Genomic DNA, 19040 nt, shown 5'->3' on the forward strand with positions numbered 1-19040 from the left:
CCATTGTCGCAACTGTTCAGCCAGACGGGTATGTCCCTTCTGCTCTTCAGCCGCAGAGAGTTGCATCGCCAGATCGTAAAAACGATCAGCGTCCCCTTCTGCGTGGCTCTTGACGAGACCGATGAGTTGTTGAGCGGAAGCCAAGGTCGAGTTGCTCTTTCTGAATGATCATTTTCAATGATACTAAGGTCTTTTCTACATTCGAACCCCTCAGCAGACCAGACAATTTGCGCTGTTTGGAAGCAGAGTGTGTCGGTTTTGTGCTCTCGAGCATCGACTTGGATGCTTGCCTTCCGGCCTCCCCTGCTCGGCTTCGCGTGTCGCAGGGGAGAACGGCCCTTCGGTCCGTCGCGCATTCGGCCATGCGGCCTCACCGCGGCGCAGCACCCGGCATCCCGGTTTGCCCGCCTCGCGAGCACGTCCCTCCCCGGCCGCTCCGCCGGATTGCGCTCTGGTCTGTTTTGGCCCGAGGCCAAAACGATCCCGCCGCTTCATCCGTCTCCCGCGTCCGGTCGGGCCGTTTGCCTGCTCGGGTCGGGCAAACCTACCGTCAAAACACACACACATGAGCGCGGAAGCATATCCTCCGGATGGCCCCCAAATCAGCCCGCGTCAAGGATCGCAAAACTTTTCGGCGAGGGCGGGGCGTGTGGGGCGGGGCGGTCCCGTGCGTGAGCGCGCGCATGTGTCGGGTGCTGCGCGTGGAAAACTTTTGCGCCCGGCAAGCCGGCGGCTGCGCCGTCCCTGACCCGGACAGATTCGGAAACCAGGCATTCGGCCATGCCCCCACACTCACGTGGTGGCCTTGGAACCGAACACTGGAGACCAGACATGGCCTACGACACCGCGAACACCTACGAAACCATCGAGCTTTTCGGGCTGACCGAGAAGGACGCACAGCTCCCGATCCCCGAGGATCACATCCTGACCGACCGCATCATCCGCGAGAGCTTCGAGGCTTTGATCGGTCAATTGCGCAATACCGGTCTTGAGGCAGAAATCGAACCGCTGGCCCATGGGCTCGCCACGATCCTGCAGCGGCGCAAGGTGGCGCTCGGCAAGGAGGTCGATCGCACAGCCGACAAGATCGGCGCGCTGGCAAAATCTCACGACGGATCGGAGATCGCCGAGACCGCGCTCGAAGAAGCGCAGGCGCGCTTTCTGCAGCTGCGTGAGATTGTCAGCGCCATCGAGGTGATGAGCGAGGCAGCGGCGGAATGCTACGAGATCGAGACCGGTCACGCCTTCATCCCGGCAGCCGGGTCTCGGGCGAGTGTCCGAGCGCAGGAGACCGGGGCGGTCTTCGAGGCCCGGCAGCTTCTGGAGCAGCACGACCGCGAAACCGCCGAGAAGTCGAAAGTCGAGGGGGTCCCTCTGATCGTCTCAGGCGCCACCGACTGGACCGATGTCGATGTGATCTTCAACACGCTCGACAAGGTTCGCGAACGGATCAAGCAGAACCGCAACCAGGAGATCTTCCTCTGCCACAAAGGTGGCAAGCACGGGGCGGAGATGATTGCGGCCCGGTGGGCCCGGGCACGCGGGATAGCACAGGCACGCTTCGATCCGCGCTGGTCCGCGCACGGGCGGGCGGCACCGTTCAAGTGCAACGACGAAATGCTGGACGACAAGTTCGCGGCGACTGGGGTTGTTCTCTTCGGCGGCAACGGGGTCGCGCTGAACCTCGGGCAGAAGGCGGAAGCGAAAGGCCTGACGGTCATGCGGGTTGCTGACCCGGCGAAGAAGACTGCGCAAGATTGAAGAGAGGGGGTCGCCTTCGGGCGGCCCTTTCGTTGTTTCTCATGCGCGTGGCGGGGCCCAAATTGCTTTGCCTAGCATTTTCCTGTTTTGATAGGTATATGTGTGCCAAGCAAAACTTGGAAATGATTGGCATGACTCCACTCAGCAGCATCGCGATGAGCGCCTATACCGATCTGGTACGTCTTTTGAAGGACGACGCTTTGTCCGGTGTCGAAGGCAAGCCGACTCTCAAGGAGCGCGGCGACAAGGCCTATTGGTACGCAGCCCGGCGTGTCGGCACCGAGATGCGCTTCATCTATATCGGCGAGGACAGTGACGAGACGCGTGCAGGTATCAACCGGATTGAGGAGCTGCGCTCGACCGCCAAGGATCGGCAGGCGGAACGGTCTCGGCTTGTCCGCCTCTTGCGCGCCGAAGGCATGACCCCCACCGACCGGGCAACCGGGTCCATCCTGTCGGCCATGGCCGCAGCCGGAACCTTCCGTTTGGGTGGCACCATCGTCGGAACCAATGCATTTCGCCTCTATGAAGGCGAGCTTGGTATCCGTCTGCCAATTGGCGGTATGGCCAATACTGGCGACATCGACATCGCGCAGTTCGAGAAGCTCAGCGTTGCGTTGCAGGATCAGGTCGACCCGGGTCTTGCCGAGACGTTCTCGGCGCTCAAATTCGATCCTCTGCCATCTCTTGACCAAGGTCGGACATGGCGATGGGCCCAGGGTGGCAGCGGCCAGTTGGTCGAGTTTCTCACACCGGCGTTCGGAGATGAGACCATTCGAGAGCTGCCCGCCTTGGGCGTGAACGCCCAAGGACTGAACTATCTCAACTTCCTGATCGCTGAGCCGATCCACGCGGCGGCGATCTATCGATCCGGCATACTCGTACAGGTGCCACGCCCGGAGAGATACGCGATCCACAAGCTGATCATTGCCGATCGGCGGCGGGACGGAGCAGGGAGCCTGAAGTCCGCGAAGGACCGCGAGCAGGCGGCTTTCCTTATCGAAGCGATGGCCGAGGACCGGCCCGATGATCTGGCTCGGGCCTATGCCACCGCATTGGAGGTTGGGCCGCGCTGGCGGGAACACATCGGCAACTCGCTGAAGCGAATGCCTGATACCAGGGGGATGCTCGACAGCTTGGGCGCGTGATGGCCATAACGGGGTCGCCTTCGGGCGGCCCTTTCGTCATGTCTCATGGGCGTGCGATTGGTCACGCGTGATCGGCAGCTCGCGGCGTCCAGCACCGTCATCCCTCTACCCAGCCCGTCAGAGTTCGGCCCATCCGCATCGGTTCGGGCAGCGGGATGGTGCGCACCTAGCACATCGTCAGCAGCGCAAGATGCGAGGGGTCGAGACGTCGCACTTGAGGCTGAAGACCTGCACAACCCTCGGGTGGTGTTGCGGAACATAGCTCCCACGCGGGCGGGCTCCGTCCGCACCCCGGCCAGGCTTGGCGGGACGCGGATGGTGGCGTCGGCGTGATAGCAAGGATCATCCGGATCACTCCTTTTTGCTCATAGATGTGGATCGCACGGGGTCGGCCCAATCGTGCCCTGCGCTAGCGCTCCGGCAAGCACAAATACGGCTTCCACGGCGGAGCCGCGGACCCTCCGCATTTGCGCTTGCGACCGGGCCTCTTGCCCCCGTGCTGGCAGATCCACACCGCAACAAGGAGTAACCCAAATGACCAACCACTACGTCGCCACCGTCCCCGTCAAGTTCACCGACACCGATGGCCAGGAGCGCACCCGTTTTCAACGCGTGGGCGCGATGTTCCGCAACACCCGCAACGGGGACGGCTCGGAGTTCTTCAGCCTCAAGCTCGACTTCCCGGTCGCGGTCTCGGAGCTGGTGATGTTCCCGCCGAGCGCGAAAGATCCCCAGGACTAAATCCTCTGACGAGGATGGGCCGCCCCAGGACGATCCGGGGGCGGCCCTGTCCCTGTTCCAGGGATGCCGGTTCCGGCGCAAGTGATTGCCAACAGCGACCTCTCCTTGGTGCCGGTCGCTGCGCTTTCAACGGACGCAGTCCCCCCGGAATGATCAGGCCGCGACAGACCGGCCAGTCAGCGTCAAGGGGGCCATCCACAAAAACAGCCAGGCCGAGGCCTGTCGGTTTTTGCGGCAGAGATTTGGTTACCCAAATCTGGCCTTCCTTGACTTTGCCTGTCCGCCCTGTCGGAGGGGTTTGCGCCCGCCCGCGGTTCCGTCCGAACACGTGCGTGTTCGGCCAGACCCTCGGGCGGGGCTGGCGGACGGGACCCCTAGGACAGGGGTGGGTGCCCGGTGGTGAGGGCGGTAGAGCCGCGTCCCTGCGGGCTGCGGGGGAAGCGGACACCAAGGCTGCCTGAGCCTGAACGCAACGTAAGTATATAATTGACAGCTTGGTATATTATTGTAAGGTAAGGGCAGCCTTGGTGGAAGGTGGCAGGAAATAGGGGGTCTTTCTTCCGCATGTCCCGAACAAAACGCCTGACAGAGATCGAGAAGATGCAGATCGTCCGCGAGGTCGCGGAGGGTGTGTCGACGTCTGAGCTGGCTGAGCGTTTCGAGGTCACATCGCGGGCCGTGCGCTACGTCCTGAAAGCCGATGCCGAGCGCCAGGCAGATGCCGCGATCCCGGTCTCGGCGGTTAGTGTGAAGGTCACGGCCGCGGAGCTTGCGGCGTTCGATGAAGTGCTGGCCGCCGCCGGGATCGAGAGCCGGGCCGAAGGGCTGCGTCGGCTCATTCAGGCGGCGGGCGGGGTGTTCGTTCCGGACGCGCAGATGGCAGCAGAGATGGCGCGCTACAGGGCCTCTCTGCACGAGGTTGGCAACGGGGTCGCGCAGATCGCCAAGCAGATGACGAAGGCCAACCGGATGGGGCAGGGGGCTGACGGTTGCACGAGTGCCGAGTTCACCGAATTGCGTCTTGCGCAGATGCGCGGGCTGGCGCGGTTCATCCTGGATTCCGCTGACGAGATCGATCTGCTCCTGCGCCGCCGTCGCGACGCGATGCAGCTCGAGGCCACGGCCGCGCTGAGGGAGTTTGCTCATGCGGCTGAATGATGCGGTTGACTCAGTTACCGGGGAGGTTTTTCGGGACGGCTGGAGCCGGATCCGGGGCTCGATGCAGGGGCTGCATGTCGCCAAGCAGAGCCAGCTTGTGCGCGCGGCAGCAGGGCACCGGCCAGCGGTCTTCAAGGCGATCCGCGGCGGCGGCACGCATACCAAATCGCAGCTCGCAAACCAGCTCGATTACCTCACCACCAAGTCGACCCATATCGTGGATTCGAGCGGGTTTCTGGATGGCAAGGCGAAGCTCGAGGCGGGTGACATCAAGGATCTGACCGAGCGCTTTGCCAAGCGGTGGGATGCGGGCTTCAAGCCGAAGCTGGGCCAAACCACCCACATGCTCATGTCCTTCCCCATCGGTACGCGCGGCGAGGATGTGCGCGACATCGCGACGGATGTGGCCGAGCGGTTCTTCCAGAGTGACGCGGGGCATTTCGACTACATCATCGCGGTGCATGAGGACCGGGATCACCCGCATGCGCATCTGGTGCTGAACCGCCGCTCGCAAGAAGGCGAGTTCTTTTTCCTCGGGCGGAACCACCGCTTCAACTATGACGACTTCCGCCTCGCCATGGTCGAGGAGGCGGAGAAGTATGGTGTGCGCCTGGAGGCCACGCGCCGCGTCGATCGCGGGGTTGTGCATTACCCCGCCCGGACCCGCGAGGTCTATGCCGCCAAGGAAGAGGGTCGCGCACCCCGCGAGCGGGAACGCGTGGGGCAGGACCTGACGCGGACGCTGGCGGAGATCGCCAATACCAGAGCTGTCTACCACTCGCTTGCCGCAGAGGCCTCCCGGGAAGCCCGGGAAGACATCGCCGCAGCCCTCTTCCGCGCGGGCGAGGTGCTGGCGCGGGGCAGGCAGGTGGACCGAACAGGAGATGTGTATATGGCCGAGGATCAAAGTTTCGAGGATCTGAGAAGCCTCTATGCCGAGAAGCTGGCGCGGGTGCAGGGCATGATCGCCGAGAAGTCTGACGCCGAACGTCCCGTGCTGGAAAAGCGCCTCATCGAGATCCAAGCGCAGGTCCAGCACATGCAGCCTCTCGGATTGCGTTCACGCACGTTGTCTGAGGCGCCGTCGGAAGGTGGAGTTTACTCCGAAGCGAACATCCAAGAGAGCAAGCTCGAACGCCTCTCTGAACCGCGCCTGCGGTCGCGGATTGATGCGGCCCTGCGCGGAACCGGGATCAGCACATCGGAAGTGGTCGCCCGGATCGAAACCGGCGCCTCGAATGCCGCGCTTGAGCATCAATGGATCGCCGATGATCTCTCCAAGGTGGCCGAAGCGCGCGATCTAAACCTCGAACGCCGCGCCGATCTGGAACAGGCGCGCGACATTCTCAACGATGTGCATGTTAACCTCGGCACGCTTCTGGAACGGGAGAACGTGCTGCGCCGGGACGGTGTCGTGGAAGCGGAACCGGTCAGCGAGCGGTTCCACTATCACGAGGGCGCGGTGCGGGCGATGGAAGGGACAATCCGTCAGGAGATGCGCGCAGACGGCCTGACCGCGCAGCAGATCGAGGACCGGGACTGGGAGGTTGTCTCGCGGGCGGAGCGCCGGATCGAAACAGAGCAGCGCGCATATCTCGCAGCACATCCGGACCTGCTCGCACGCCCAAGCGATGTGGTTGACCGGTCCGAGCCCTACAGGGAGGCCATCACCGATGCGGCCCGCGCCAGCGAGATCACCCGCGAGGTCGACCGGATCATGGAGGGGCGCGATGCCCGTACCCCTGTTGCAGACGCAGTCGCGGACGACTTGCGCGCGCGCTATCCGGACATGCCGTCCCACCTCGCCCGTGGTCTCGGCGCGACCTATGCGGCCGTTGTCGAGATACGGGACACCGAGGCCATCAATCAGGTCCGCCGCGAAGCCGAGTTGCGCGACGGGATTGGGGTTGGCACGCGCGAGGAGACCCTCGCAACAGGGGATGAAACTGCACCGCAGTCTGACCGTGCCGACCGCCTTGCAGACGAGATTGCGCGTGTCCTGGACCACGAGCGGGCGGGGGAGTTGTCCGCGCCCTTCGAGACCGAGGCGGAGCGCGATGCTTTCCGAACCGAGATCGCGCGGGCGCTGGACGTTCGCCAACTTGAGCGGCTCACATCCGGCGATGCCGATGCACTGGACAAGGTTCTCGAGGACCGTCTCGACCGGCTCTATGTCGCCAAGGCCTATCTGCAATCCGATGCCGCCACGGCCAACACGGAGGCCTTGCGCCAGGTGGTCGATGAACTGGCCGATGCCGAGTATGAAAAACACCGCGCGACAGACGTGGATGGCGAGACCGAGCGGGGACAGGTCCATTGAGCGCCGCCATGGGAAAAGCGCGGATCGCCACGGGCGTCCTTCTGGTGACGCTTGTGAGTGGGGCCATGGGCTATACCATCGCCTCGGCGGTGCTGACCTACCAGGATCTCGGCTTCGGGGCCGAGATCGACTTTGCCTATATCGCGCAGAACTACATGGCGATCCTGGACCGCCGCCCGGAGGATGCCCAACTTATTCACCTGATCATCGGCAGCTTTGCCGCCGCCGGCCTGATGCTGAGCCTCGCCCTCTCGGGATCGGCCCTCACACGGTTTGGCCAGACGCATTGGCAGAGTGCGCGCGAGATGAAGGCCAATGGGTTTTTCGGGGCGCCCGGGACCGGGTTCATCCTCGGCAAGCTGGGGACGCCTGGCTCTCGCGCCAATTACATTTGCTCGAAGGTTTTCCCGCATGCGCTGATCGTGGCGCCCACGGGCCGCGGCAAGACCACGGGCTTCGTCATTCCGAACCTGCTGACCTGGCAGGGCTCCGCCGTGACGCTCGATGTGAAGGGCGAGTGTTTCGAGGCCACGGCCCGGCACCGCGCAGCCCAAGGCGACAAGGTCTATCGCTTTGCCCCCACCGATTGGGAGGGCAAGCGCACGCATCGCTACAACCCGCTCCTGCGCATCTATCAACTGAAAGATCCCGCGCGCCAGCAGATGGAATTGCAGCTTCTTGCGACGCTCTTCCTGCAAAGCGACAACGACCGGGTGCAGGGCCTCCTCAAAGGCGGGATCGATCTCTTCGTCGCGGCAGGGCTCTTGGCGTTCCAGCGCAAGCGCCCGACCTTGGGCGAAATCTACCGCATCGCTGCCTCGGGCGGGAACAAGCAGAAGGAGTATTCCGCGCGGGGGCATGAGGTCGACAACAGGGCAGCCAAGCTGATCTTCACGCGGCTGGCGTCCACCAACAACGATACTCTGACCTCCTATGTCTCGCTTCTGATGACCTCGGGACTGGATCAATGGCAGAACCCGGCGATCGATGAGGCGACGGCGGTGTCGGACTTTGATTTCCGGACGATCCGGAAAAAGCCCTTCTCGGTCTATCTCGTGGTCCAGCCGTTGATGGTGAAACCATTGGCACCATTGATCCGGCTCTTCTTCTCCGATCTCCTCTCGGCCATGCAGGAAAAGGACCCCGGGCCGGACGAGCCCTGGCCGGTGATGATCATGCTCGACGAGTTCAACCGCTTGGGCAAGATGCCGATCGTGGTCGAGAGCATCGAGACGCTGCGGACCTATCGCGGTCATCTGGCCGTGGTCACGCAAACCATCCCCGCCCTCGATGAAATCTATGGCGAGAACACCCGCCGCGCCCTGCAGGGCAATGCTGGTGTGAAGCTTTACCTGACGCCGTCAGACGAAAAAACCGTCGAGGAGCTGAGCAAGGCGGTCGGCAAGACCACGAAGACCGTCGTCACGCGCTCCCAGTCCATCGGCAAGAACCCCTTCGAAGGGCGCAGCCAGTCGACCCGGACCGAAGAAAGCTCTTTGCTGCCCGAAGATGAGGCGCGCCGCCTACCGCTCGACGAGATTGTCATGGTGATCGATGCGCAAATGCCGGTCCGGGCAAAGCGGATCCAGTATTTTGACGATCGGCTGTTCAAGGCGATCCACGCGGCGCAGACGGGAGAGTTGCCGTTTCCGGAGCCGGGGGGAGGGGGATCGCAAGGCACGCTGCCGCTGAGCATGCGCGCCATGCCGATGACACCGCCGTCGAGCGGGCCCCGTGGTTCTGAAGCTGATGTAGAGCGGGCAGGCGAGGGCGTTGACGGTCAACCCTCAGGGCAATCTGATGTAGTTCCAAAGAAGACCGCGCCTGTCGTTCAAGCCGTCATCGCCGAGGAACAGCGCCAGATGGAGATGGATTTTGGGGGACAGCTTGCGGATGCCAAGACAGTGGGGGTGGATGATGAGGCGCAGATGCGCTCTGCCGTTGATGGCTTGGACGATATGGAAGCGATGCTGCGAGAGGGGGATGTCGAAAAGCTGGTTGCTCGATAGCGTGGTGTGCATCGCCATCTTTCAGGGAGGGCGGAGAGCGGCCATTCGCTGTGCTCTGCACCGAGGTCCGCTGTGCGGCCATGACCTACCATTAGAAGTAATTGGCGCAGGTCTTTGATTTTCGAAACCGCTTTCGGTATTCGTTGGCGTCTTAAGTCGAGGAGGGGGCGCTGTCCCGTTTGAGTATTCTTAAATTGGACGCACCGGCACGGATGGCGAAAGTTTATTCAGTTCGCGTTTGGTTGAAAATCCCGTAACATCACGACGGAATGATTTTCCCAACTTGTATGGAATTATCGGCTAATTTTTCTTCTGAAACGCCGCAGGATTGCAGAAAGGTAAATTGAGGAAAAACCGCTAGATGCTGTTCGAATAAGTTTCGAAATTGCTAGGAAAAAAGGAACAAGGATGGAAAGGGCGAGAATAAGCGGGCTTTCAATAGAGCGATCAATCCAATTTGGCGCAATCTCGATCCGATCTTCTCCACCAAAATAGCTAATGAATATCGTTGAAGGTCCTGTTTCGGAAACTAAAGAAACTTGGAAGTTCTTCGAGTCATGATGGCTTGGCAACACGTAGCCATACACACGCGTTTGGGTTTGGTCTTTCCTGTTTCCTTGGAATACCTCAACCCTTTCTCCGGGCCTAAAGCTCCCATTTTTGATGGTTTCAGTTGCGTTCGTCAGGAATGGCTTCTCTCGTATATCGTACGCTCCTGAACTTAGAAGCTTTGTTTCTCCCGTTGCCGCGACCTGCCCAAGTTGAGCGAAACCGGAAAACGACAACGCACCCAATGCCAACCATGTGTCGCGCGGCAAATGGATTATTGTACCTGCCTTATAATCAGCGACATGCCTCAGCAGGATTTCAAGAGAGCCTTCCATGGTCGTCGAGACAACAATATGGCTACCATCTGACCACTTCAGGTTCACGACTTCATGCTTCTGTTCATACCGTCTCGGATCACAAATTTCAGTCCCGCGCTTTTTGAACCTGTCAATCTTCTCCAAAGGTTCGCAAATAGTCACTGAGCCAAAGTCCCAAAAATCAGCGTCTCCAGAAAATTGGATTTCCATGCTGGCAGTCTCGGCTGAAATCATAATTGTGCGATCTGCACCGACGCCAAGCGCCAAAGCCACGAGAAATGCGATAAACAAAGACGCAATCCCAATCAGAGCAATAGAAACACCTGCTCTCATGGGAGATGCATTCAAATCCGTACGCCCATCATCAGCACTCATCTCTTACTCTTTCGATAGATGAAGCTTGAATTCTACTGCCCGCCCCATTTCGCCCCTTTTGAACGATACGCTCCCAGCGACAAGTGGAGCAATTGACACAACGCTTTTTGGCAAGACACAAACTGTATCGAAAGCGGTTCTATTATCAAATTCGACGACCTCACACGATACGTCTGCAATGTCGGGGTTATTCGGGAAGTACACGAACGTTTCTTCCGCACGAGACGTGTTCAAAAGCAATGCGACGCTCTCTCCAGATTGCTCCCCCCAAAACACGAGGGAGTTATCATCCCTGCCGTCCCCGCAAGGCCCGAGGGTCAGGAGTGGCGCAATCCCTCCACTCTGGATTGTGCGAACATACTTTGCATTTTTCGTTGGGTATTCCAGGACAATACTCCCCCCCTCCCAGTCTTCCGACACGTTGTAAGAAGCTTGGCTCTGATAGAACCCGTCGACACTCAAAACCGACAAACATGCCGTGGCGCCCGACCAGTCTTTCGGAATATGTGCTGACACGCTGATAGAGTTCTTCGGCAACGGTCCAAACCGCGCCAACCCAACGAGTCGAGCCCCGGAAATTTCAGCAGCCTCGTTTACGACCTCGGTGAAATTGCTTGCCGTAAGTTTTGCTTTGCCATGTTCTTGGGCAGCAAGCATAGTCGGGCAGATCGCCATCACTGCGAAAAGAGTTTTTGAAAACATGAAACTAAGCTCCCTGAGCAAACTACTTGCGGCAAGCATATTGTGTTTCACGGTGCTTATCACCCCCGTATTTTCCCAAACCGTCTCCGTGCAAAGCGGGGATGAGCTTGGCCATGGCATGCTCCTAAAGCATGGCTCGACCTGTTATGTTCTAACCCCAAGGCACGTCGCAAATAATAAACGGCGCGTTACGGTTTTCTCATCCGCCCCGGTCGTACACTCTGGGGCCTTGGTGGAAACGCCATTTTGGGAAGGGATGGATTTTGCCATAGGCGTTGTGCGCGGCCCTATTGAGGAAAAATGCGTCACGACGCTTGATGACCTATCTGGCGAAGTGAGGCTCGCCTCTGGTCGGCGAGTTCAACTCTTACGCTTGCTACCATCTGGTGAAATTGAGCGCATTGATATGTCCGTCACGAAGACTGATTACCTCACTCTCGATGCGCGCATTGAGGATGGCTCGAGCGAGCTGTTCAAAGGCACCAGTGGCGCGTTTCTTTTTGATGGCGAGAAACCAATTGGTATGATCGTGGAGGCGCTATCGTCTACCGAAGGGCGGTTCATTCGCGTCGAGGAACTGCACATGAACCTCTTGCGCCGACTGAACCGCAAAGCAGGATTTCAAGCGGCTGCGTCCAACTCTACGCCCGTAGCAAGCAACGATGACGGTGATGGCCTTCCTCTCGAGTTTGTTCGTGCGTCGCAACCGCCAATCTACCCCGATGTCGCAGAGGCCAATATGTTGGGCGACGGCAGCTATGTGTTTGACCTGCCCCGCCCCAACCGTATCGCGTTTAAAATCAAGTCACCCGGCGCCGTACCCCTATCGAGTGTGCGCGTCTTCTCAGATGTTGACGCGGATTACGCCATCCCGCGCAGCATTCGAATCGATGTGTCCACTGCCCCAGACGGCAATCGGCCACGCTTTTTTAGCGCGGCCGAGATGGGACCCGATGGGGTCTTCGATTTTTCACGCGCGCCGACATTGGCCCGCTGGGTGTTCATCACGGTCAACGACGCGTGGGAGAGCGGCGCGATCGGCATCAGTGCGGTGCGCGTGAAGTAACCTAGCGCAAAAAACTAACGCAGCGGGATCGTGACCTTGACTACCGCAGCTGCATTAAACCACTGAGTTGCTATGCCTGTCAGCGCACCGGAATCGAGAAACTCCATCTCGTACCATCTTTCATCTGATGAACGGTACTGAACCACCTCACCAACAATCCTTAGAAGACATTTCGAATTCGCAATCCTGTTTTTCATGAAGTAGCAATTGGCGTCACTATCATAGCCCTCGATGTCCAGCGTGGTCACGGCATAGCCCTCCTCATTCGGGATTAGCCCATAGAGGGGACCGATGATCCTTTCCAAATCCGCACGATCCGCCTTTTTCCCGTCAAACTGGATTTCTAGGCGCGGTGATGTGTCCAAAAAGGACTTGATCGCGAGGTTTCGTACGTTTTTGTCGGGGCTATAGATACCGTAGTCCAAGGCCGCTTTGACCAACACCTCGTCGCCCGAATCCAGCATCAGCTCCATCGCCTTCAGCGCGCGGGCAGGGTCCGGATCGTTGAGCAGTTCAACGTATTCAGAGCCTTTGTTCAACTCGGCATCAATCTTCGCCTGAAGATCGGCTACAGAGAGAGATTGTGCGCTGGCGGCACCCGCAAGAAGCGAGAGCGCTGCGCCAAAAAAGAAGCATTTAGTCATGTTAGTTACCGATCTGGATTGATGTTTTGACGGGTTTGTTGCTGTGGGGGAACGCTCCGCTGCCAACCAGCTGACCTTGATCGTTAAGTGTCAAAGAGTGCCAGTTACCCCAAATTGTTATGCCCACTTCCGTGTCCGACACGCGTACGCGGCAGTCGTCGTTTTCGAATCTTGTATAGCAATTTTGATCTTCTTTAAATTTTCCGATCTGTGTGCTGTAAAAGATGCGCCCGTCTTCAAGGACGGACCCTTTCCCTTGGGTCGCGTGATAGTCCCATTTTCTATTTTTTTCGCCTTCGGCTTGGGTCAGGTAGATGCCTAGGGTAGGCTGAGTTGAGAAAAACGCGTCCAATGCTGTGCGGCGCACAACTGGGTTCGGGCTGTAGAGGCCGTAGTCAAGCGCCATGCGTTCAAGCGTCGCGTCTCCCGAGCCGAGCATGATTTCCATCGCCGCCATGGAGCGCGATGGATCGGGGTCGTTGAGCAATCGTTGGTACTCATTCGCCCCTGCTACTTTTTGATCGACTAGCGCCAAAACATCGGCAGCCGTTAAGGACTGCGACGATGCGGGCGAAGTGTGAAGCAAAGCAATGCACAATGCGCTACGAAAAACCATATGAATATCCTGACTTCAATTATCGTTTCTTTGAAGTTACTGGGCGCCACCTATTCGTCAACAGAAGATATTTTCAGCTCAGAGTATCGAGCACTATGACTCTACCCGACCTTCGCCGCAGTGGTCTTGAGAGACCTCAAAGGGCCGTCCGTGAAGACGGCCCATGCCTTCAGATTTCGATAGCTTCGGCGATCGCCAACGCATCTTCAAGCTCAACGCCCAGGTATCTGACAGTGCTGTCCATCTTGGTATGGCCCAACAACAGTTGGACTGCCCGAAGGTTGCCCGTCTTCTTATAGATTTGGGTCACCTTCGTTCGCCGCATCGAGTGCGTGCCATAGGCGCTGGCCTCCAGACCGATGGATGTCACCCAGTCACGGACAATACGCGCGTACTGGCGGGTCGAGATGTGAAGCCGTTCGTGAAAACGCCCAGGCCAGAGGTATTCGGATCCGATCATCAGCGGCTCCCGCATCCACCTTGCGAGCGATGCACGTGTGCCTTCAGAGATTTCGAAGCGCACAGGTTTCTGGGTCTTGCTCTGCAGAACTGACGCACGTTCCTTGATTTGACCTGACGCCATGACATCAACCACCTTCATCTTCACCAGATCGCAGCCGCGCAGTTTGCTGTCGATGGCAAGATTGAAAAGGGCCAGATCGCGGTGGTTCTCGGCCAGCTCCAACCGCACCCTGATAGCCCAGACATGTTTGGGCTTAAGCGGTCTTTTTTGGCCAACGATCCGGCCTTTGTTCCAGGCTGGACGCAGCGCGCGGATGGCGGGTAAGTTTGGTGTTTCCATGATGGATCCTCCGATCCACCACGCCCTCCCACATCGACAACCCGACGTTGACAAGCCATCATATCACATGATGCTGCATTGCATCCGAGGTCGGTTATGAGCCCAACCCGGTCATCGCCTTCTTTTGCTGCGTGTACAGCAGCACAAAAAATCACCGCAGATGCTCGGTCCAAAACGCCGCGCGGCAGCAGAGATCGCCGCCATTTGTCCATGGGGCAGCGAGAAATTCGACAGCAATTCACAGGCCGCGGACTTAGTTGCCATTTGACGATCAGTGTGTGAGCGATCGCTGATCGCATCGATATCTAGGCCACCTTTGCGAACGGTCCTGCCTTTCGCCATCAAATAGCGGGTGTCTTTCCCTTATGCGGCATTAGTAGGTTCTCAGCCCAAAGTTATGGATGCTGTGACCTGCACGAATTTCCTCAAACCGCAGCAAGCTAGCATTAGGTAGGACAATGCCGGTTTAATCGCGATCTTGTTTTTGTTTCAAACCAATTGGCCAAAGGCAAAGGGTTCCCAAAAAGCGTTTGCCCCCTGTCCGGCAGCGCCATTGGACCCAACGTCACATTGCACCACCAAATTTAGAAATTGAATTTTTATTCTAATTTTTGGTAAAACAGAGTCGGGCGCTTGAGGAGGTGCCAATGTTCGGCCTCGAGACTTATTCGGGCCATGGGAGGATAGACATGATAAAACCGCTCTTCAGAACCGCCGCTGCCGCCGTGCTTGCAGGTGCCCTGTTACCCGCCGCAAGCTTTGCACAGACAGAATTGAAGGTCGCCACACTGGCGCCGGAAGGCACGCCCTGGTACGATTTCATCGCCAAGTGGAAGGAAAACGTCGAAGCCGCGTCCAATGGCGAATTGCAGCTTACGATTTTTCCGAACGCCCAGCTTGGCAATGAGCTGGAAGTCTGGAACAAGGTTGCGCGCGGGCGCGTCGACATCGGGGTCTTTTCAGCTGCCCCCATGACCGAGAACGTGCCCGTCACGGCTCTGTTGAGCACTCCGTTCTTGTTTGAGAAATCCGAGACCATCTACTGCGTTCTGGACCGCGAATTACGTGAGGACCTAACCGCGATGATGTCGGACAAGTTCCAGGTCATCGACTGGGCCGAAAATGGTTGGGTGCAGGTCTACGCTCAGGATGATCTTTCGGATGTTGCCAATGCCGAGGGGTACAAGATCCGGGCCGCTCCGCATGCGATGTCTCGCACCCTGATGACCTCGATTGGGGCCAATGCTATTGAAATCCCTTATGCAGACACTCCGGCGGCATTGCAGACCGGGCTGGTCAAAGGGGGAGAGTCGATTGGCGTGTCCTATGTCGCCTTTGGCATCAACAAGGTTGCGCCGCACCTGACCGTCACCAGCCATTCGCACCAGTCAGGCGTCATCCTGATGGGTAAAAAGAACTGGGGTAAGTTGTCCGCAGAGCATCAAAAAATCCTCGGTGACGCCACTCCTGACTTGTCGATCCTGCGTCAGGGCATTGCCGGCATGGATGCCTATTTGCTGGGCCTGCATGAAAAGGCCGGAGGTGGCGTGCATCGTCTGACGCCAGAACAGCGTGCGGCGTGGAAGGCCAAGGTCGAGCCGAACTGGGCCTCGATGGTCGAAAGCCTGGGACCAGAAGCACAGGCATTCTGGCCAAAAGTTCTGGAAGCCAAGAAAGCCTGCGGCGAGTAACCTCTACCCGAAGGGTGGCTGCATGATGCGTGGTCATCAAGAGGACAAGGTCTGGCGCCCTCTGGCGCCAGCGCGCCTAGCCCAGTCTGAACGCCCATTGGAGGTGACGTCATGACGATGAACAGACGCATTTTGACTCTGCTGTTTGTAACCGAAGCTGCCGTGGCGATTTCCGCCTATGTGGTGATTGCCGGGTTGCTTTTGGCCGATGTGCTGATGCGCGAACTGGCGGGAAGTTCGATTTGGGGCGCACAGCGCATTTCGGTGTACCTGATGATCGTGATCGGTTTTCTGGGGCTTGGTCTCGCGGCGTCAAAGGGACGGCACTTGCGTCCCCGCTTCATGGACGGGCTGTTTCCTGAACACATGTCCGCTACCGCTGACCGTATCGGCAGCTTTATCATGATGGTGATCTTTGCCGGGTTTGGCGCTGTCGCGATCGAGTTCCTGTTGGAAGCGATCGAGTACGGCGATGTGGCCCGCGTGGTACGTATCCCGCTGTGGTACATCCAGATCATTGTTCCTTATGCGTTTTTCTCAACGGCCCTGCGTTATGCGATATTCGCGGTGAGTCCTGATCTGCGCCCTGACGAGGCGCTTGAGTGATGCTGTGGATCGGACTGATAGTGTTGATCTTTGGTGCGCTTGCTCTGCGGGTGAACATCGCGGCCATTCTCCTGGTGGTAGGGGCCTATATCCATTTCTTCTGGGGCGACGCCGAGCTTACTTACATCCTCGAAGACATGTGGTCGGCCATCGACAAAGAGGTCCTGCTGTCGATCCCTCTGTTTCTGCTGTGCGGTTCGGTCATGGGCAAGGGTGCCATTGCCGAACGGCTGATCAACGTGATGCGGGCGCTCACCGCGCCGGTTCCAGGTGGCATGGCGCTGGCCACCATCCTGACCTGTGCAGTTTTCGCGGCGATTTCCGGCTCGTCTGCGGTGACGCTGATTGCTGTTGGCACCATCGCGTACCCCGCGCTGATCAATGACGGCTATTCCAAGAGCTTTGCGCTGGGTGCACTGGCAACCGGCGGGACCTTGGGTGTGGTGATCCCGCCGTCGATTCCAATGATCCTATATGGTATCGTCACCGAGACCTCGATTGTCGATCTGTTCACGGCAGGCATCCTGCCGGGGCTGTTCCTGACTACTCTTCTCGGCATCTACACGGTGATCGCAAATCGCCATGTCCGACGCGAAGCCTTTTCCCTGACCCACCTGATTTCCACGTTGCAACAGGGTGTGTGGTCCTTGCTGATGCCGGTGATCCTTCTGGGGGGCATCTATTCCGGTCTCTTCTCGCCCACGGAGTCGGCGGCCGTGGCGCTGGCCTATGCGCTGATTGTTGAACGCTTTGTTCATCGCGAGCTGACCCTGCGCGACCTCTATGACACCGCGATTGACACTACCACCATGATGGGCGCGCTGTTTCCACTTTTGGCGATCGCGCTCAGCATCAACCTCCTTTTAACCACGCAACAGGTGCCCGGTGCGTTGACCGAATGGGTATCGTCCTATGTCTCGGACAAGACAACATTCTTGCTGATCATCAACGTGTTCTTGCTGTTGGTGGGCTGCATCATGGACATGGCCTCTGCCATTCTGGTTCTGGCGCCGATCCTGCTGCAGATGGGCGAGGCCTTTGGCATTGATCCAGTTCATCTGGGGGTCATCATGACCGTGAACCTGGAAATTGGACTGCTGACGCCTCCGGTCGGGCTGAATCTTATTATCGCCATGACGGCCTTTCGCGAACCTTTCGGTCTGATCATCCGCGGCGTGATCCCCTTTATCCTGATCATGCTGTTCGGGCTCCTGGTGATCGCCTTTGTGCCGCAGCTGTCGCTTATGCTGGTCGGATGACGGCATTTAACAGGAGCCCGCATGATTGACCCGTCTCGCATCAAACCGCCGCATATCACGCTGAGCAACTGGCGCGCACCGGAGCATATCCCATGGGCGCTGTCGCACTTCAGCTTTATGCCCACGGTGGATGTTGCTCGCGCTGGACAGGTGTCGCCGCTGCCTGCATCGCCACGCAATGACATTGAGGCCTTTCGTTTCGATCATGAGGGCCGGACCGGCACTTTGATCGACGCCCTCAGCGGCGATAGTGCTGATGGCTATATCGTTCTCAAGGATGGCAAGGTGCTATATGAAGGCTATTTCGGCGCCTTTCAAAGCCATGACAAACATCTTTGGGCCTCGACCACCAAATCGATCATCGGATCATTGTTCGGGGTGCTGATCGACCACTACGGTATCGACCCCGAGCAAACACCGGCAGACTATGTGCCCGCATTGGTCGGCAGCGCCTTTGCCCACTCCAGCCTGCGGCAAGTGTTGAACATGGTCTCGGCCCTCGATTTTTCCGAGGAATACGACGATATGGTGCCCGGATCCGTGCATCTGGAGTATTTCCGCAGGCTGGGGTTGGTGCCCGCCTGGGACCTGATGCAAATGGACCCGCGAAAAGACAGCACTCCGCGCGGCGCGCGCGGGTTTCTGCCGGCCTTTCGGCTGAACTCAGGGCTGACGCATGGAACGACCTTTGAATACCACTCGCCGAACGTGGATGTGATCGGCTGGGTGATCGAGGCGGTGACCGGACTGCCCCTGGCCGAGTTCATTCGCAAATACCTGTGGGCCAGACTGCAAACCGAACATGATGCGTTCCTGTGTGCCGACACCGAGTTCAACCCGATTGCCACGGGCGGTTTTAACTCCACCCTGCGCGACGCAGCCCGATTCGGGCTGATGGCACTGAACGAAGGTCGGGTGGGCGACGATCAGGTCATTGGCGCAGACTGGATGGCCGACACATACGCGCTGCGCGATCAGGATCGTCTGGCATGGCAACGCAGCATCTTTGCGGACCCGACCGCAATCACCCATATGCCGGACTTTGGCGGCTATCGCAGTTTCTGGTGGATCTGCGATGCAGAGCAGGGTGAGCGCGCCGCGATCGGAATCTACGGCCAGATGATCTATGTAAACAAATCCACCAAAACCGTGATCGCAAGCTTTTCCAGCCCCGACTTTACCTCGAATGCGCGGCGGCCCTCTTTCAAACGTGTGTTACGAGGCAACCGGGCCTTGGCCGCAGCCCTGTGACAGACCCACTACCAAAAGGACGACG

General features: G+C 58.8%; 16 protein-coding genes. 11 read left to right on the top strand and 5 right to left on the bottom strand.

The window, feature by feature from the left end; genetic code table 11:
* Positions 1-831: 831 nt before the first annotated feature.
* The 6 genes from ACS3QZ_RS20115 (at position 832) to ACS3QZ_RS20140 (ending at position 9137) form a co-directional block, all read left to right on the top strand.
* Positions 832-1761, top strand: coding sequence for a DUF2493 domain-containing protein (locus ACS3QZ_RS20115; protein WP_456039508.1), 930 nt, complete (start codon positions 832-834; stop codon positions 1759-1761).
* A 131-nt stretch (positions 1762-1892) separates the two neighbouring features.
* Positions 1893-2909 carry a nucleotidyltransferase family protein gene (locus tag ACS3QZ_RS20120; RefSeq protein WP_456039509.1) on the top strand — a complete coding sequence of 339 codons (1017 nt, stop codon included), beginning with the start codon at positions 1893-1895 and terminating at the stop codon, positions 2907-2909.
* 534 nt (positions 2910-3443) lie between these two features.
* Positions 3444-3650, top strand: a complete 207-nt coding sequence (locus tag ACS3QZ_RS20125; RefSeq protein ID WP_007120662.1) for a hypothetical protein — start codon at positions 3444-3446, stop codon at positions 3648-3650.
* Positions 3651-4214: 564 nt separating this feature from the next.
* Positions 4215-4808, top strand: coding sequence for a transposase (locus tag ACS3QZ_RS20130; RefSeq protein WP_456039569.1), 594 nt, complete (start codon positions 4215-4217; stop codon positions 4806-4808).
* Positions 4795-7128: a relaxase/mobilization nuclease domain-containing protein gene (locus ACS3QZ_RS20135; protein ID WP_456039510.1), complete on the top strand. Its 2334-nt coding sequence runs from the start codon at positions 4795-4797 to the stop codon at positions 7126-7128. Before ACS3QZ_RS20130 ends, ACS3QZ_RS20135 begins: the two co-directional genes overlap by 14 nt.
* Before the next feature lie 8 nt (positions 7129-7136).
* Positions 7137-9137: a type IV secretory system conjugative DNA transfer family protein gene (locus ACS3QZ_RS20140; RefSeq protein WP_456039570.1), complete on the top strand. Its 2001-nt coding sequence runs from the start codon at positions 7137-7139 to the stop codon at positions 9135-9137.
* 293 nt (positions 9138-9430) lie between these two features.
* Here ACS3QZ_RS20140 and ACS3QZ_RS20145 read toward each other — a convergent pair whose 3' ends face one another.
* On the bottom strand, positions 9431-10378 hold the full coding sequence (locus ACS3QZ_RS20145; RefSeq protein WP_456039511.1) for a hypothetical protein: 948 nt from the start codon (positions 10376-10378) through the stop codon (positions 9431-9433).
* A gap of 3 nt (positions 10379-10381) precedes the next feature.
* Entirely contained in the window at positions 10382-11080 is a 699-nt protein-coding gene (locus ACS3QZ_RS20150; RefSeq protein WP_456039512.1) for a hypothetical protein, read from the bottom strand.
* A gap of 232 nt (positions 11081-11312) precedes the next feature.
* Here ACS3QZ_RS20150 and ACS3QZ_RS20155 point away from each other — a divergent pair, with 232 nt between their 5' ends.
* Positions 11313-12146 carry a hypothetical protein gene (locus ACS3QZ_RS20155; RefSeq protein WP_456039513.1) on the top strand — a complete coding sequence of 278 codons (834 nt, stop codon included), beginning with the start codon at positions 11313-11315 and terminating at the stop codon, positions 12144-12146.
* Positions 12147-12160: 14 nt separating this feature from the next.
* On the opposite strand, the gene ACS3QZ_RS20160 is transcribed toward ACS3QZ_RS20155, so the two are convergent.
* The 3 genes from ACS3QZ_RS20160 to ACS3QZ_RS20170 form a co-directional block, all read right to left on the bottom strand.
* Positions 12161-12790, bottom strand: a complete 630-nt coding sequence (locus ACS3QZ_RS20160) for a hypothetical protein (protein WP_456039514.1) — start codon at positions 12788-12790, stop codon at positions 12161-12163.
* Between the two features lies 1 nt (position 12791).
* On the bottom strand, positions 12792-13406 hold the full coding sequence (locus ACS3QZ_RS20165) for a hypothetical protein (protein ID WP_456039515.1): 615 nt from the start codon (positions 13404-13406) through the stop codon (positions 12792-12794).
* A gap of 169 nt (positions 13407-13575) precedes the next feature.
* Complete coding sequence (locus tag ACS3QZ_RS20170) at positions 13576-14208, bottom strand: tyrosine-type recombinase/integrase (RefSeq protein WP_300586879.1); 633 nt, start codon at positions 14206-14208, stop codon at positions 13576-13578.
* A gap of 689 nt (positions 14209-14897) precedes the next feature.
* Between ACS3QZ_RS20170 and ACS3QZ_RS20175 the strand changes: the two genes are divergently transcribed.
* From ACS3QZ_RS20175 to ACS3QZ_RS20190, 4 genes are all read left to right on the top strand, one after another.
* Entirely contained in the window at positions 14898-15899 is a 1002-nt protein-coding gene (locus tag ACS3QZ_RS20175; RefSeq protein WP_456039516.1) for a TRAP transporter substrate-binding protein, read from the top strand.
* A 111-nt stretch (positions 15900-16010) separates the two neighbouring features.
* Positions 16011-16505, top strand: a complete 495-nt coding sequence (locus tag ACS3QZ_RS20180) for a TRAP transporter small permease (protein ID WP_203199938.1) — start codon at positions 16011-16013, stop codon at positions 16503-16505.
* Complete coding sequence (locus ACS3QZ_RS20185; protein ID WP_456039517.1) at positions 16505-17764, top strand: TRAP transporter large permease; 1260 nt, start codon at positions 16505-16507, stop codon at positions 17762-17764. Before ACS3QZ_RS20180 ends, ACS3QZ_RS20185 begins: the two co-directional genes overlap by 1 nt.
* A gap of 21 nt (positions 17765-17785) precedes the next feature.
* Positions 17786-19015 (top strand): serine hydrolase domain-containing protein, encoded by a 1230-nt coding sequence (locus ACS3QZ_RS20190; RefSeq protein WP_203199940.1) that lies wholly within the window; start codon positions 17786-17788, stop codon positions 19013-19015.
* The last annotated feature ends 25 nt before the right edge of the window (positions 19016-19040 follow it).

Source organism: Shimia sp. W99 (genome assembly GCF_053851455.3).